Origin of the sequence: Bacteroides graminisolvens, assembly GCF_963666085.1 — a bacterium.
GTDB classification, from domain to species: Bacteria; Bacteroidota; Bacteroidia; order Bacteroidales; family Bacteroidaceae; genus Bacteroides; species Bacteroides graminisolvens.
Window position 1 is genome coordinate 342897 of record NZ_OY762556.1, and the last position, 16149, is coordinate 359045.

Annotated in this window: 14 protein-coding genes; 11 read left to right on the forward strand and 3 right to left on the reverse strand. The window is 43.6% G+C overall.

The window, feature by feature from the left end; all coding sequences use genetic code 11:
• Position 1 precedes the first annotated feature (1 nt).
• The 3 genes from ACKPCE_RS01460 to ACKPCE_RS01470 form a co-directional block, all read right to left on the reverse strand.
• On the reverse strand, positions 2–238 hold the full coding sequence (locus tag ACKPCE_RS01460; RefSeq protein ID WP_319503941.1) for a Sec-independent protein translocase subunit TatA/TatB: 237 nt from the start codon (positions 236–238) through the stop codon (positions 2–4).
• Between the two features lie 104 nt (positions 239–342).
• Positions 343–2808: a bifunctional UDP-N-acetylmuramoyl-tripeptide:D-alanyl-D-alanine ligase/alanine racemase gene (locus ACKPCE_RS01465; RefSeq protein WP_319503942.1), complete on the reverse strand. Its 2466-nt coding sequence runs from the start codon at positions 2806–2808 to the stop codon at positions 343–345.
• Positions 2784–3773, reverse strand: a complete 990-nt coding sequence (locus tag ACKPCE_RS01470; protein WP_319503943.1) for a GSCFA domain-containing protein — start codon at positions 3771–3773, stop codon at positions 2784–2786. Before ACKPCE_RS01470 ends, ACKPCE_RS01465 begins: the two co-directional genes overlap by 25 nt.
• A gap of 181 nt (positions 3774–3954) precedes the next feature.
• Here ACKPCE_RS01470 and dxs point away from each other — a divergent pair, with 181 nt between their 5' ends.
• From dxs to nuoL, 11 genes are all read left to right on the forward strand, one after another.
• On the forward strand, positions 3955–5865 hold the full coding sequence (gene dxs, locus ACKPCE_RS01475; RefSeq protein WP_319503944.1) for a 1-deoxy-D-xylulose-5-phosphate synthase: 1911 nt from the start codon (positions 3955–3957) through the stop codon (positions 5863–5865).
• 61 nt (positions 5866–5926) lie between these two features.
• A complete protein-coding gene (gene trkA, locus ACKPCE_RS01480) occupies positions 5927–7267 on the forward strand; it encodes a Trk system potassium transporter TrkA (RefSeq protein ID WP_319503945.1) in 1341 nt (446 codons plus the stop codon).
• Between the two features lie 9 nt (positions 7268–7276).
• Positions 7277–8728 (forward strand): TrkH family potassium uptake protein, encoded by a 1452-nt coding sequence (locus ACKPCE_RS01485; RefSeq protein ID WP_319503946.1) that lies wholly within the window; start codon positions 7277–7279, stop codon positions 8726–8728.
• Positions 8729–9295: 567 nt separating this feature from the next.
• Positions 9296–9646, forward strand: a complete 351-nt coding sequence (locus ACKPCE_RS01490) for an NADH-quinone oxidoreductase subunit A (RefSeq protein WP_024995939.1) — start codon at positions 9296–9298, stop codon at positions 9644–9646.
• The gene (locus tag ACKPCE_RS01495; RefSeq protein WP_319503947.1) at positions 9637–10218 is read left to right on the forward strand and encodes an NADH-quinone oxidoreductase subunit B; all 582 of its coding nucleotides are present in this window, start codon (positions 9637–9639) and stop codon (positions 10216–10218) included. The genes ACKPCE_RS01490 and ACKPCE_RS01495 overlap by 10 nt, the downstream gene beginning before the upstream one ends.
• Positions 10211–11773 carry an NADH-quinone oxidoreductase subunit D gene (locus ACKPCE_RS01500; protein ID WP_024995937.1) on the forward strand — a complete coding sequence of 521 codons (1563 nt, stop codon included), beginning with the start codon at positions 10211–10213 and terminating at the stop codon, positions 11771–11773. The genes ACKPCE_RS01495 and ACKPCE_RS01500 overlap by 8 nt, the downstream gene beginning before the upstream one ends.
• A 44-nt stretch (positions 11774–11817) precedes the next feature.
• Positions 11818–12894 (forward strand): NADH-quinone oxidoreductase subunit NuoH, encoded by a 1077-nt coding sequence (nuoH, locus tag ACKPCE_RS01505; RefSeq protein ID WP_276966106.1) that lies wholly within the window; start codon positions 11818–11820, stop codon positions 12892–12894.
• A gap of 15 nt (positions 12895–12909) precedes the next feature.
• Positions 12910–13380: a NuoI/complex I 23 kDa subunit family protein gene (locus ACKPCE_RS01510; protein ID WP_024995935.1), complete on the forward strand. Its 471-nt coding sequence runs from the start codon at positions 12910–12912 to the stop codon at positions 13378–13380.
• A gap of 3 nt (positions 13381–13383) precedes the next feature.
• Positions 13384–13893: an NADH-quinone oxidoreductase subunit J family protein gene (locus tag ACKPCE_RS01515; protein WP_024995934.1), complete on the forward strand. Its 510-nt coding sequence runs from the start codon at positions 13384–13386 to the stop codon at positions 13891–13893.
• Positions 13894–13897: 4 nt separating this feature from the next.
• Positions 13898–14209 carry an NADH-quinone oxidoreductase subunit NuoK gene (gene nuoK / locus ACKPCE_RS01520; RefSeq protein ID WP_024995933.1) on the forward strand — a complete coding sequence of 104 codons (312 nt, stop codon included), beginning with the start codon at positions 13898–13900 and terminating at the stop codon, positions 14207–14209.
• 31 nt (positions 14210–14240) lie between these two features.
• Positions 14241–16145: an NADH-quinone oxidoreductase subunit L gene (gene nuoL / locus ACKPCE_RS01525; RefSeq protein WP_319503948.1), complete on the forward strand. Its 1905-nt coding sequence runs from the start codon at positions 14241–14243 to the stop codon at positions 16143–16145.
• Positions 16146–16149: the final 4 nt, after the last annotated feature.

Below are 16149 nucleotides of genomic sequence, written 5' to 3' on the forward strand. Positions count from 1 at the left end.
GCTAGTCTTTCTTCTCGTTCGTCGTATCATCAGCCGGTTTCTCAACATCTTCTTTCGCTTTGTTGATCTCTTCTTTGGCCTCGTTGACTCCTTCTTTGAAACTCTTTACGCCTTTGCCCAATCCCTTCATCAACTCAGGAATTTTTCTTCCTCCAAAGAATAACAAAATCAGCAGTGCCAGAATCAAAAACTCCGATCCACTGGGAATAAAGCCTAAAATCACTAATTCATTAACCATACATTCAGATTATTAGGTAGATACATAAGTTATAATCACACAAAACTAGGTAAAAGCAAGCATGTCACCAAGTTTTTTATTTCCTAAGTTTAAAGCATAGAATATTAATCTTGGAAATAGATTCGTTTCACCCTCGACGACACGCTGGTGAGCACCTCGTACGGAATGGTTTCCAGCAAATCCGAAAGTACCGTTATGGGTAATTCGTCTCCGAATATAATAACCGGATCACCTTCCTTGCAATCAATTCCGGTAACGTCAACCATGCACACATCCATACAGATATTGCCTACATAAGGGGCTTTCTGACCGTTAACAAGGCAATATCCTTTTCCATTTCCCAAATGTCGGTTCAGTCCGTCGGCATAGCCTATCGGAATGGCAGCAATGCGCGAATCACGGGTCAGATGGCCTTTACGACTGTAGCCCACCGTATCATCGGCCGGCACGTTGCGTATCTGCAGAATGGTTGTTTTCAATGTGCTTACATTATTTATAATGGAATTGTCGATGGGACTAACGCCATATAAACCGATACCCAAACGCACCATGTCATACTGTGCTTCCGGAAAGCGTTCAATACCGGCTGAATTGCAGATATGACGAAGTATTTTATGCGGAAAGGCATTTTGTAAAAGTGTAGAGGCTTCTTCGAACGCAGCAATTTGTTTACGGGTAAATGCATCAAACTGTTCACTGTCACTGCCCACCATGTGCGAAAAGACAGAACGTGGAATTACAGCATTCTTACCTTTCAAACGTTTAATCAACGCCGGCACATCCTGCGGAGCAAAACCGAGCCTGTGCATACCAGTATCCAGCTTAATGTGTATGGGGAAATTGGTTATACCTTCTTTTTCAGCCTCTTTAATTAAAGCATCGAGCAGATGAAAACTATAAACCTCAGGTTCCAGTTTGTAATCGAACAACGTTTTAAAAGCTGTCATTTCTGGGTTCATAATAATGATTGATCCGGTAATGCCAGCCTTGCGAAGTTCGGAACCTTCGTCGGCTACAGCTACTGCTTGATAATCAACCCTGTGTTCTTGCAACGTTTTAGCAACTTCGTACGAACCGGCGCCGTAAGCAAATGCTTTAACCATGCAAACGATTTTCGTTTCGGGTTTCAGTTTAGAACGGTAATAGTTTAGATTACCAACCAAGGCATTCAGATTTATTTCAAGAATTGTTTCATGCACCTTCAGTTCTAATCGTTCGGATACGGTGTCAAACTCAAAGTTTCTAGAGCCTTTAATCAGAATGATTTCATTACGGAGATTCTTAATTACATCTGAGTGCAACAATGATTCTGTATCCTGAAAGAAATACTTCTCCACATCAAAGCGGTCTGCACACGAAGAGATATCCTCTCCAACACCTATTATCTTTTCGATGCCGCGACTATGAACCAACTGTGCCACCTTACGGTAAAGGGTAGTTACGCTTTGTCCCGTTTCAAGCATATCCGACAAAATCAAGGTACGTTTGAGCCCCTTCGACAAAGAACGTCTATAAACAAAATCAAGGGCAATATCCAGCGAAGCCAAGTCTGAATTGTAACTATCGTTAATCAGCACACAGTTATTCTTTCCTTCCTTTACTTCCAGGCGCATGGCAACAGGTTCGAGCTGTTGCATACGTTCCGTAATTTGTTCGGGAGATAGCATGAGGTATAGACAAACGGCTAAGCAGTTCAGTGAGTTTTCTATTGACGCATCATCAATAAAAGGAATGGTGAAGGTATTATCCATCTCCAGATAACGATAGGAGATAACCGTACAGTCGGCTTCCTTTTTGATACTACTGATGTAGAGCGGCTTCTCCATGTCCACACATGACCAAGCAATTTCACGGGCAGTAAGCATGGATTTGGCAACACAATTGCTCAACAGTTCATTGTCGCCGTTGTAAACAAGAACCTCGCAATCTTTAAAAAGCAAGAGCTTCTCCATGCACTTCTCCTGCAACGAGAAGAAGTTTTCCTGATGAGCACCGCCTATATTGGTCAACACTCCTATGGTAGGTCTGATGATATTTTGCAATGCCCGCATCTCTCCTACTTCAGAGATACCCGCCTCAAAGATTCCCAATTCGGTAGATTCGTTCATCTGCCACACGGAGATGGGTACCCCTATCTGCGAATTATAACTTCGGGGTGATCTCACAATAGTACGTTCCGGACTAAGTAGCTGATGAAGCCACTCTTTCACAATGGTTTTACCATTGCTTCCGGTAATTCCGATAACGGGAACCTGAAATTTCTGGCGGTGTAACTCTGCCAGTTTTTGCAAAGCTTTCAGCGGATTGCTCACTACCAGAAAATTAGAATCCGGGTATTCATCCTTGTTCTCAGGCAGTTTGCTTACTACAAAGTTACGTACTCCACGAGCATACAAATCGGGAATATACTTGGAGCCATCGTTACGTTTCGTTGATAAAGCGAAAAACAAGGTAGTCTCCGGAAAACATAAAGAGCGACTATCGGTAAGTAACCAATCAATGTGTGCCTCGGCATGAACCATGCACTTGGCGTCAATCAGTTTTGCTATTGATTCAATTGTATATAACATTGTTCTAATTCTTTTTTCAAATCTAAGTACGGGTATTTTTCGTTAAGTTGCTCGATTTTTAACACTATTTGTCCTAAAAATCTTTTATACTCTGTCGAATCGGGCTTCAGAGGTCTGTGAGCTAATGCTCGAGCCAGATTGCTACATTCCTTCATTAATTGAAGCGTGTCAGCCGAAAAATACAATTCACAAAAACGCTCCCATATATATTGAATTGCTAATGCAGAAGGATGAACCATATCATCGGCGTAGAAACGATAATCCCTCAGTTCATCCATTACAATTTCATAAGCAGGGAAGTAAGAAATTTGTTCGGGAAACCTTCTTGTTAATTCGTCAACCGCTAAAAGAAGTGTTGCCTTGCTTAATTGATTTTCATGCAAGCCGTCTTTCACATGCCTGATAGGGCTCACCGTAAACAATAGGCGCAGATTAGGAGAACATTGCTGCAGCTTAGCAATCAGCGAAGAATAGGTTTCCACAATGTCGTTTACCGTTAACTTTTCTCTTACAAATTTTTTTGCAGGCATCTTATGGCAATTTGACACAACTTCCCGAGTGCTTTGCAGATAATACACCCATGCTGTGCCAAACGTGATAATAAGCACTTCTGTTTGTGCCAATCGTTGAGATGCTTTGCTCAGACGGGTATTGATAGTATCAAGTACTATTTCCTGATTGGTCGCCGAGAAACTTCCATGGTGCATATAGCTATGGTAACATTCTTGGTGAAAGAACAAATCATCGGGTCCGTAGTGCTTACACGCAATAATATCGTCAAGAGCTTTCGACACAGATAGCGGATTGTATAGAATACCAAACGGATTGACATCGCAGTCGAACTTATTCTCCCTCATCAGGCAACCTATATTTTCGGCAAAACATGAACCCAGTAACAAAGATTTCGACAAGTGACTGATTTTGAAAGGCGCTTTACCGTACTCAACTTTTGTAATTAGTTCCATTCTATAGGCTATTTATCATTTTCGTGTGACAAAAATAAGGCAATAAATTCAGAACAATGCATGAATTCATTTAAAATGCAGGATTAGGAATGACAGTAAGTCACATTGCTATAAAATTATGCCTTAAAAGAGCATACTTCGACTTATTTATACTAATTTTGCAGTAAATTTTGGCCATATAATGGAAAACGAGCAAATACATAACTTGCTAAAATTCATTTCATATCCGGAAGACTTACGTAAACTGACCCTGAATGAGCTTCCTTTGGTATGTGAAGAACTTAGGCAAGACATCATAAAAGAACTGTCCTGTAACCCAGGACATTTTGCAGCCAGCCTGGGAGTCGTAGAACTCACAGTTGCTCTGCATTACGTTTACAATACCCCTTACGACCGCATCGTATGGGATGTTGGGCATCAGGCATACGCACATAAAATTCTAACAGGCCGGCGAGAAGTCTTTTCAACTAATCGTAAATTCAAAGGCATTCGTCCTTTCCCCTCACCCGAGGAAAGTGAATATGATACATTTACATGCGGACATGCATCAAACTCTATTTCTGCAGCTCTGGGCATGGCAGTAGCCGCTCAGAAAAAAGGAGATCGTAAACGGCATGTGATTGCTGTTATTGGTGACGGTTCCATGAGCGGCGGACTTGCTTTTGAGGGTCTCAACAATGCTTCATCAACTCCCAACAACTTATTGATTATACTCAATGATAACAATATGTCTATCGACCGCAGTGTTGGAGGGATGAAGGAGTATCTGTTTAACCTCACTACATCCAACCGTTATAATCGGTTACGATTTGAAGCATCTAAGATGTTATTCAAAATGGGGGTTTTGAACGAATCACGAAGAAAAAGCCTCATACGCTTTGCCAACAGCCTCAAGTCTATGTTGGCTCAGCAACAAAACATATTTGAAGGCATGAATATTCGTTATTTCGGCCCTATTAACGGGCACGATGTAAAGAACCTCACCCGGATACTTCATGATATAAAAGACATGCAAGGACCCAAAATATTACACTTGCATACTATTAAAGGAAAAGGATTTGAACCGGCAGAGAAGCAGGCTACTTTGTGGCATGCACCCGGCAAGTTTGATCCGCAGACGGGTGAACGTTTTGTGGCTAACACAAACGGAATGCCTCCTCTCTTTCAGGAAGTGTTTGGCAATACGTTGGTTGAGCTGGCATCTATGAATGACAAAATCATCGGGGTAACTCCAGCCATGCCTACAGGCTGTTCCATGAATATATTAATGGATAAAATGCCAGATAAAGCATTTGATGTCGGTATAGCCGAGGGGCACGCTGTCACTTTCTCAGGAGGAATGGCCAAAGACGGACTAATACCTTTCTGCAACATATATTCTTCGTTCATGCAACGGGCATACGATAATATTATTCACGACGTGGCAATTCAAAAGCTACACGTAATCTTTTGTCTGGATAGAGCGGGACTGGTTGGAGAAGACGGACCTACGCATCACGGCGTGTTCGACATGGCCTACTTAAGGCCAATACCCAATTTGACTATTGCATCACCTTTTGATGAACATGAACTCAGAAGAATGATGTACACCGCTCAACTACCCGATAAAGGGCCGTTTGTGATCCGTTATCCGAGAGGAAGAGGATCACTTACAGATTGGGAATGTCCATTGGAAGAGATTCCGGTTGGTAAAGGTCGTAAACTCACAGATGGCAACGAAATTGCCGTCATAACAATCGGTCCAATCGGTAAAGCAGCAGCAGAGGCTATTAATATGGCAACAAAAGAAGGTATTTCAATTGCTCATTACGATTTGAGGTACCTCAAACCACTTGATGAAGAATTGTTGCACGAAGTTGGCCGACAATTCAAGAAAGTAATTACCGTAGAAGATGGAGTGATTAAAGGAGGTATGGGTAGCGCGGTACTTGAATTTATGTCGGACAACAATTATTATCCGCATGTAAAACGCATCGGTATACCGGATCTGTTTATTGAGCATGGAAGTGTACAAGAGCTACATTCGTTGTGCGAAACAGACGCACCGGCTATCTGCAAAGCAATTATACAAATGCACAATCAAGAGGTGTGAACCTCCTGACAATATAAAACAATCGTTTGGAAAACGAATTAAAAGAAAAACAGGTATTGCGATGAAAATTATTATTGCGGGTGCCGGAGCTGTAGGCACACACTTAGCCAAATTACTATCCCGTGAGAAACAGGATATTATTTTGATTGATGACGATGAAGAAAAGTTGAGCGCATTGGGTTCTAACTTCGACCTGATGACTGTATGCGCTTCGCCGTCTTCCATCTCCGGATTAAAAGAAGTAGGTGCCAGTGAAGCTGATTTATTCATTGCAGTTACACCCGATGAAAGCCGCAACATGACGGCTTGCATGATTGCCAGTAATCTGGGGGCTAAAAAGACAGTAGCCCGTATTGATAATTACGAATATCTGCTGCCCAAAAACAAGGAATTCTTCCAGAAATTAGGAGTCGATTCACTCATCTATCCTGAAATGCTTGCTGCAAAAGAAATTGTTTCATCTATGCGAATGAGTTGGATCAGACAATGGTGGGAGTTTTGCGGAGGCGCCTTGATTCTCATTGGAACTAAAATGAGAGAGAGTGCCGAAATATTAAACATTTCGCTTCAACAATTGGGTAGCGGCAACAACCCCTATCACATCGTAGCCATTAAAAGAGGAAACGAAACCATTATCCCACGCGGTAGTGATGTGATAAAGTTACATGATATTGTCTATTTCACCACAACCCGTAAATACATTCCTTATATTCGGAAAATTGCCGGCAAAGAAGATTATGCCGACGTACGCAATGTTATGATCATGGGAGGGGGCCGCATCGCAGTAAGAACGGCTCAATACGTACCCGACTACATGCAGGTTAAAATAGTAGAACAAGACGTCAACCGGTGCAACCGATTAACCGAACTGTTGGATGACAAGGTCATGATCATCAATGGAGACGGAAGAGATCTCGACTTGCTTACTGAGGAAGGATTGAAAAACACAGAAGCATTTGTGGCGCTTACCGGTAATTCTGAGACAAATATTCTGGCTTGCCTAGCTGCCAAACGAATGGGTGTAAGCAAAACCGTAGCAGAGGTTGAGAACATTGACTACATCGGAATGGCAGAAAGCCTGGACATCGGTACTGTGATCAATAAAAAAATGATTGCTGCCGGACATATCTATCAAATGATGCTCGATGCTGATGTATCGAACGTGAAAAGTTTAACCTTCGCTAATGCAGATGTTGCCGAATTTACAGTGAAGGCAGACTCTAAAATAACCCGCCATCATGTTAAAGATCTCGGCCTCCCCAAAGGTACTACCATCGGAGGGCTAATCAGAGACGGAGTTGGTATTGTCGTTACCGGTGATACGTTAATACATGCCGGAGATCACGTCGTTGTGTTCTGCCTAAGTATGATGATAAAGAAAATAGAAAAATTCTTCAACTAAAAGACTGTCATGCTTAACACCAAAATGATCTACCGAATTATGGGGTTTCTGATTCTTATTGAAACAGCCATGTTGTTATCGTGCATCGGAGTCTCTCTATATTATCAAGAAGATGATCTGAATAGTTTTCTGCTGACTACAGGTATCACATTTATTACGGGTAATTTATTGCTCTTAATGGGCAGGAACGCCGAAAAAAGTCTTAGCAAGCGAGACGGATATGTAATTGTAAGTATAGTATGGGTTGTCTTTACTATCTTTGGTATGCTGCCATTCTACCTGAGCGGTTACATTCCCGATATAACAAATGCATTTTTTGAAACCATGTCGGGCTTCACGACTACAGGAGCAAGTATTCTCGATAATATTGAATCCTTACCCCACGGATTACTATTTTGGAGAAGCATGATTCAATGGATCGGCGGACTTGGTATTGTCTTTTTTACAATAGCCGTGCTACCCATATTTGGGATAGGTAGCATGCAATTATTTGCTGCCGAAGCGACCGGTCCTACGCACGATAAAATTCATCCTCGTATTGGGGTCACGGCAAAACTCTTATGGAGTATCTACTTAGTACTTACCATCAGTGAAACCATCCTTCTGATGTTTGGCGGCATGAGCCTCTTTGATGCAGTTTGCCATTCCTTTACCACAACAGCAACAGGCGGTTTCTCAACCAAGCAAGCCAGTATTGCCTACTATAATTCTGCCTACATAGAATACGTCATTTCTATCTTCATGATTTTATCGGGGCTCAACTTTACACTCTATTTCTTCATGATTAAAGGCAAGGTACGCAAGTTCTTCAGTGATGCTGAAATGAAATGGTTTCTATACTCAATCGGCCTCTGTACGCTTTTCATCACAGTTAAGTTAATACAGAATTCACCGATGGGCATGGAAGAAGCATTCCGAAAAGCACTCTTCCAAGTAGCATCTTTGCATACTACTACCGGATTTGTGACTGCAGATTATATGACTTGGGAGCCGATTTTATGGAGTATTCTTGCTTTTACCATGGTAGTAGGAGGTTGTGCCGGATCTACCAGTGGAGGTTTAAAAGATATCCGTTTGGTGGTACTGGCCAAAATTATTAGAAATGAATTTAAGCACTTGATACATCCCAATGCCGTATTACCCATTCGAGTAAATAAACAAGTTATTTCACCGTCAGTTAAAAATTCAGTTTTAGCATTTACCTTTCTATATATATTAGTACTTGTCGTCGGACAGCTTATTATGATGTTACTAGGCGTAGGATTTATCGAGTCATTCGGAACAGTTGTTTCAAGTATGGGAGGCGTAGGACCTGGATTAGGAACTTGCGGACCCGCATATAGTTGGAACCATCTTCCGGACGCAGCCAAATGGCTATTGTCTTTCCTCATGCTTGCCGGCCGCCTGGAAATATTCACTATCTTGCTGATTTTTACTCCTGGTTTTTGGAAGAAGAATTGATCTGCGACAAAAAAGAGTGCTAAAAAAGCTTTTTTTGATATATAGAGATTACAAAATAGCCAAATTAAGTTCTATATTTGCACCCGAAAAGGGGTAGCATGAAAAAAATACTTAAATACGGCATCTTTATTTTATTCGTTGTTATGCTTCATTCATTAGTAATGACAGCAGCAAAGGTGTCGTCTTCAGCCCCAATCACCGGCCATGCAGAAGAAATTGGTAGTGCTCAAAGCATGCAAACCGTCTTATTAAGACAGTTTTGTTACCTCTATTCCCATCTAGCATGTGACGCGGCTCATATAGACAAGTGCTACACGCTACAGTACAAAGTACTCATACGCTTTGTCAATGGCTATTGTGCTTACAAGCCGGAATCTCTTTTTTCATGTTATCATCCTCCTCACCTCCCTCTATTCAGCTCAACGAGCCTTAAGACCTACTATGTGTTTGGGTTGAGGAAGATACTGATCTAACATCCCAACCTCCCTCTTTCGAACAGTATTGTTACACCGGCTAAAGGTCTGTGTAACCCAGCATTATATCATTCAATCTTAAGTATATTGAATTATGAATTTCGTATTATTAGTTGTTGTATTATTAACGGCAATAGCTTTAGTTGCCGTAGCTTTAGGCATAGCAAAGGCCATCTCTCCGCGCTCTTACAACGCACAAAAAGCTGAAGCGTATGAATGCGGTATACCCACACGCGGTAAATCATGGATGCAATTCCGAGTAGGATACTACCTATTTGCTATTCTATTCCTGATGTTCGATGTAGAAACCGTATTCTTATTTCCTTGGGCAGTCATCACCAAAGACTTGGGTGTTGCCGCTCTGGTTAGCATCCTATTCTTTTTAGTAATCTTAGTCCTGGGTCTTGCCTATGCCTGGAGGAAAGGAGCATTAGAATGGAAATGAAAAAACCAAAAATCAAATCGATTCCTTACGAGGATTTCGTTGATAACGAATCATTGGAACAAATGGTCAAAGAGCTCAACGAAGGTGGAGCCAACGTTTTTCTCGGTGCATTGGATGACGTCGTTAACTGGGGACGTAGCAATTCATTGTGGCCGCTTACTTTCGCTACCAGCTGTTGCGGTATTGAATTCATGTCATTGGGCGCAGCCCGCTATGACATGGCCCGCTTCGGATTTGAAGTAGCACGTGCCAGTCCACGACAAGCAGACATGATTATGGTTTGCGGTACCATTACCAACAAGATGGCTCCCGTGCTGAAGCGACTTTACGACCAAATGGCCGACCCCAAATACGTAGTTGCCGTAGGTGGTTGTGCAGTAAGCGGCGGTCCATTCAAGAAGTCCTATCACGTACTGAACGGAGTAGACAAGATACTACCCGTAGATGTATACATACCAGGTTGCCCTCCCCGCCCCGAAGCATTTTATTACGGATTGATGCAATTGCAACGCAAGGTCAAGGTTGAAAAATTCTTTGGTGGTGTTAACAAAAAAGAGAAAAAAGATGAATGAGATCATAGAAATACCTTTGGAGAAGCTACACGATGAAGCTTTAAGATTATACAACGACAAAAAGATGGACTTCCTTGAAAGTCTCACCGGTATGGACTGGGGAGACAGTCTGGGAGTAGTTTATCACCTCGAGTCGACCGTGACAGGTGAAAGAATGACCATCAAAACATTGACTACCGACCGTGAGAATCCGGAAATACCTTCCGTATGTGATATTTGGAAAGCCGCAGAGTTTAACGAACGCGAAGTCTATGATTTCTACGGCATACGCTTCATCGGGCATCCTGATATGCGCCGCCTCTTTTTACGCAATGATTGGGTAGGATATCCCATGCGTAAAGACGACGATCCGATGGATGAACGCAATCCGCTACGAATGGATAACGAAGAAACGATAGATACCACCACCGAACTGGAATTGAACCCCGACGGTAGCATAAAGGACAAAGAAAATATTATCTTCGATGACCGCGAATATGTGGTGAACATAGGACCTCAACACCCCGCAACACACGGAGTTCTGCGTTTTCGTGTATCGCTGGAAGGCGAGAATATCAAAAAGCTGGATGCTAACTGCGGATACATACACCGAGGTATTGAGAAAATGTGCGAAAGTCTCACTTACCCGCAAACACTGGCATTGACAGACAGACTCGACTACCTCGGTGCACAACAAAACCGCCATGCCCTGTGCATGTGTATTGAGAGAGCTATGGGCGTAGAAGTTTCGGAACGCGTACAGTATATCCGTACCATTATGGATGAGCTGCAACGAATCGACTCCCATTTACTATTCTACTCCTGCCTTTGCATGGACTTGGGAGCTTTAACTGCATTCTTCTACGGTTTCCGTGATCGTGAAAAGATACTCGATATCTTCGAAGAGACCTGTGGTGGCCGCTTGATTATGAACTACAACACCATTGGAGGTGTACAAGACGATATACACCCTAACTTTGTAAAACGTGTAAAAGAGTTCATCGTCTATCTGAGAGGTATCATTCACGAATACCACGATGTATTTACCGGTAATGTGATTGCACAACAGCGTTTGAAAGGTGTCGGCGTACTTAGTCGTGAAGACGCCATCTCATTCGGTGCAACCGGCGGAACCGGACGTGCATCGGGTTGGGCATGTGATGTTCGTAAGCGTATGCCATACGGAGTGTATGACAAAGTTGACTTCAAGGAAATAATATACACGGAAGGTGACAGCTTTGCCCGTTACATGGTGCGTATGGATGAAATCATGGAATCGATGCGAATTATCGAGCAACTCATTGATAACATCCCCGAAGGTAACTTCCAGGAAAAGATGAAACCTATTATCCGCGTACCCGAAGGCTCGTATTATACAGCTGTAGAAGGCAGTCGCGGCGAGTTCGGCGTATATTTGGAAAGTCGGGGCGACAAAACACCGTATCGTGTACATTTCCGTAGCACCGGTCTTCCTCTGGTTTCCACTGTCGACACCATCTGTCGCGGAAGCAAGATTGCCGACCTCATCGCTATCGGTGGAACACTCGATTATGTAGTGCCCGATATAGACAGATAATTCATACAGGTAATAACACAAATCATCAAACGTAAATCAATTATATGTTCGATTTTAGTATAGTAACCAGTTGGATACACCAGACACTCACCTCGCTTATGCCCGAAGGACTGGCTGTGTTCATCGAATGTGTAGCAATAGGCATATGCATTCTGCTCATGTATGCAGTGCTGGCCGTTATTCTCATATACATGGAGCGTAAAGTCTGCGCTTTTTTTCAATGCCGCCTGGGGCCGAATCGTGTAGGTAAATGGGGAAGCATACAAGTTTTTGCCGATGTAATCAAAATGCTGATCAAAGAAATTATTGAGTTAAAGCATGCTGATAAGTTCTTGTACGAACTAGCCCCTTTCATGGTCATCATTGCTTCTGTTATGGCATTCTCTTGCATACCCATTAATAAAGGAATGGAGATACTCGACTTTAACGTGGGTGTATTCTTTCTCTTGGCAGCTTCATCAATCGGTGTGGTAGGTATCTTGCTGGCAGGTTGGGGAAGTAACAACAAATTTTCATTGATCGGAGCTATGCGAAGCGGTGCTCAGATTATCAGTTATGAACTCTCTGTCGGACTATCCATCCTCACGATGGTAGTACTCACAGGCAGCATGCAGTTTTCGGAAATAGTAGCCAACCAGGCAGATGGATGGTTTATCTTTAAAGGACACATCCCCGCTCTGATAGCATTCGTTATCTACCTCATTGCCGGTAATGCCGAAACCAACCGTGGTCCGTTCGACTTGCCTGAAGCAGAGAGTGAGCTCACCGCCGGATACCATACCGAATACAGCGGTATGCATTTTGGATTCTTCTACCTGGCTGAATACCTTAACATGTTTATTGTTGCCTCTGTTGCAACCACTATCTTCTTAGGAGGATGGATGCCTTTCCACGTAGTGGGACTCGACGGGTTTAATGCAATCATGGATTATATACCCGGATTCATCTGGTTCTTCGGCAAGGCATTCTTTGTTGTATTCCTGCTTATGTGGATCAAGTGGACGTTCCCCCGTTTGCGTATTGACCAGATACTCAGTCTGGAGTGGAAATACCTTGTCCCCATCAGCTTGGTCAACCTTATCATCATGGTATTAATCGTAGTCTTCGGGCTGCATTTCTAATAAGGAGGAAAAAGAATGAAGAATGAAAACAGCTATTTCGGAGGCTTGATACAAGGCATCTCATCCTTGTTAGTCGGTATGAAAACCACCATCAAGGTATTCTTTCGTGCCAAAACAACCGAGCAATATCCCGAAAACCGTGCCGAACTGAAAATGTTCGACCGTTTCCGCGGTGAACTGATCATGCCCCACAACGAGAACAACGAACACCGTTGTGTAGCTTGCGGACTCTGTCAAACAGCCTGTCCCAACGACACCATAGAGGTAATCAGTGAAATGATTGAAACAGAAGAAGGGAAAAAGAAGAAAATACTGAAAACCTATCGATATGATTTAGGTTCCTGCATTTTCTGTCAGCTCTGCGTCAATGCTTGTCCGCATGATGCCATAACTTTCGGTCAGTCATTTGAGCATGCAGTCTTTAACCGCGACAAACTTGTTAGAACGCTCAACAACGAGGGTAGTAAAGTAATCGATAAAAAATAAGTTATGGAATTCTTTGAAACAATTATATTCTACGCACTAGCTATATTCATCTCCGTATTCTCGGTGATGACCGTAAGTACCCGGCACATACTCCGTTCGGCTACCTACTTGCTATTCGTGCTATTCGGAACGGCAGGTATCTACTTTTTGCTCGGTTACACTTTTCTGGGTTCCGTTCAAATCATGGTATACGCCGGTGGTATCGTGGTGTTGTACGTGTTCTCCATCCTGCTCACCAGTGGAGAAGGTGACCGCGCCGAACGCCTGAAACGCAGTAAGTTTCTGGCCGGGCTCGTTGCAACTTTGAGCGGTGCAGCCATCGTTCTGTTTATCACCCTGACGCATAAGTTTACTCCAACAACAGACATTGCGCCGGTTGAAACCAGTATCAAAACCATTGGCCACGCACTATTGGGCAGTGACAAGTACGGTTACATATTACCTTTCGAGGCAGTGAGTATTTTACTGTTAGCCTGCATCATAGGCGGATTATTAATTGCACGTAAACGATAAGATTATGAGTATACACATGGAATATTACCTGATAGTATCCGCTATCATGTTTTTTGCCGGCATTTACGGTTTCTTTACCCGCCGCAACACACTTGCCATCCTGATATCCATTGAGTTGATTCTGAACGCAACAGACATAAACTTTGCCGTGTTCAATCGCTTCCTGTTTCCGGCCGGATTGGAAGGACATTTCTTTGCCCTGTTTTCAATCGCCATCTCGGCAGCCGAAACCGCCGTTGCGATTGCCATCATGATCAACATTTACCGCAACATCCGCAACATTCAGGTGAAGAACCTGAACGAGATGAAATGGTAGTTTTAATTGCTAACAGAATAAATTCAGAACAATGGAATTAACAATATTGATACTCATCCTTCCTTTACTCTCATTTCTAATATTGGGAATAGGAGGAAAATGGATGAAACCTGCACATGCAGGACTGTTGGGAACGCTGTCACTATCACTGGTTACCTTGTTGAGCTACGCTACTGCCTGGCTCTACTTTACCAGTCCCCGTACAGCCGAAGGTGTTTATGAAACCCTGCTTCCCTACAACTTTACCTGGTTACCCTTTACGCAAACCCTGCATTTTGATCTGGGTATCTTGCTAGACCCTATCTCTGTTATGATGCTGGTAGTTATCTCTACCGTATCATTGATGGTACACCTTTATTCATTCGGCTACATGAAAGGAGAAAAAGGATTCCAGCGTTATTACGCTTTCCTTTCCCTCTTCACCATGTCGATGTTGGGATTGGTAGTAGCAACCAATATCTTCCAGATGTATCTTTTCTGGGAATTGGTAGGCGTCAGTTCTTACCTGCTCATTGGGTTCTACTACACCAAGCCTTCGGCTGTAGCAGCCAGCAAGAAAGCCTTCATCGTGACTCGTTTTGCCGACTTGGGCTTTCTGATTGGTATCTTGCTATACGGTTATTACGGTGGTACTTTCGCCTTTACGCCCGACAGTATGACTCTGCTCACCGGTGGAGCAGCCATGTTGCCGCTGGCTTTGGGACTTATGTTTGTGGGTGGTGCCGGTAAAAGTGCCATGTTCCCGCTGCACATCTGGCTGCCCGATGCCATGGAAGGACCAACTCCCGTCAGTGCCCTCATTCACGCTGCAACCATGGTTGTAGCAGGTGTATACTTGGTAGCCCGTATGTTCCCGCTGTTTATCGCCTATGCTCCGCAAGTGCTCGAGGTGATCGGTTGGGTAGGTGCATTTACCGCCTTCTTTGCTGCCAGCATTGCCTGCGTGCAGACCGACATCAAACGCGTGCTTGCATTCTCTACCATCTCGCAGATTGGTTTTATGATTGTAGCATTGGGCGTATGTACCGATATGAACCCGCACGAAGGCGGTTTGGGTTACATGGCATCCATGTTCCACCTCTTCACTCACGCCATGTTCAAGGCGCTCTTGTTCTTGGGTGCAGGTAGTATTATCCACGCAGTGCATAGCAACGAAATGAGTGCAATGGGAGGATTGCGAAAATACATGCCCGTTACACATATCACCTTTCTGATAGCGTGTCTGGCCATTGCCGGAATACCTCCTTTCTCCGGATTCTTCTCGAAAGACGAGATACTGGCAGCCTGCTTCCACTACAGTCCGATAATGGGCTGGGTGATGACAGTGATAGCCGCCATGACAGCCTTTTATATGTTCCGTTTATACTACGGCATCTTCTGGGGAAAAGAGAACAAAGAACTACACGCACACCACACCCCGCACGAAAGTCCGCTGGCCATGACTTTCCCGCTGATCTTCCTGGCAGCAGTGACTTGTGTAGCCGGTTTCATTCCTTTTGGTACCTTGGTAAGCAGCAACGGTGAAGCCTATCACATCCATCTGGATGCCACGGTAGCGGTAACCAGCGTATTGATTGCTATCCTTTCAATAGCTATCGCCACATGGATGTACGCCCGTTCTTCACAACCCGTGGCCGACAAGCTAGGTAAGCGTTTCAAAGGCTTACATACCGCCGCATCACACCGCTTTTACATTGACGAAGTGTATCAGTTTGTAACACACAAAATCATATTCCGTTGCATATCCACCCCTATCGCCTGGTTCGACCGCCACGTAGTTGACGGCTTCTTCGACTTCCTTGCTTGGGGAACCCATGCCACGAGTGATGAGATACGCGACTTCCAGAGCGGACAAGTGCAGCAATATGCTTTTGTGTTCCTGTTGGGAACTCTGGCGCTGATTGTAACCCTTTTTATTGACATTCTAAAGTATTAACGAT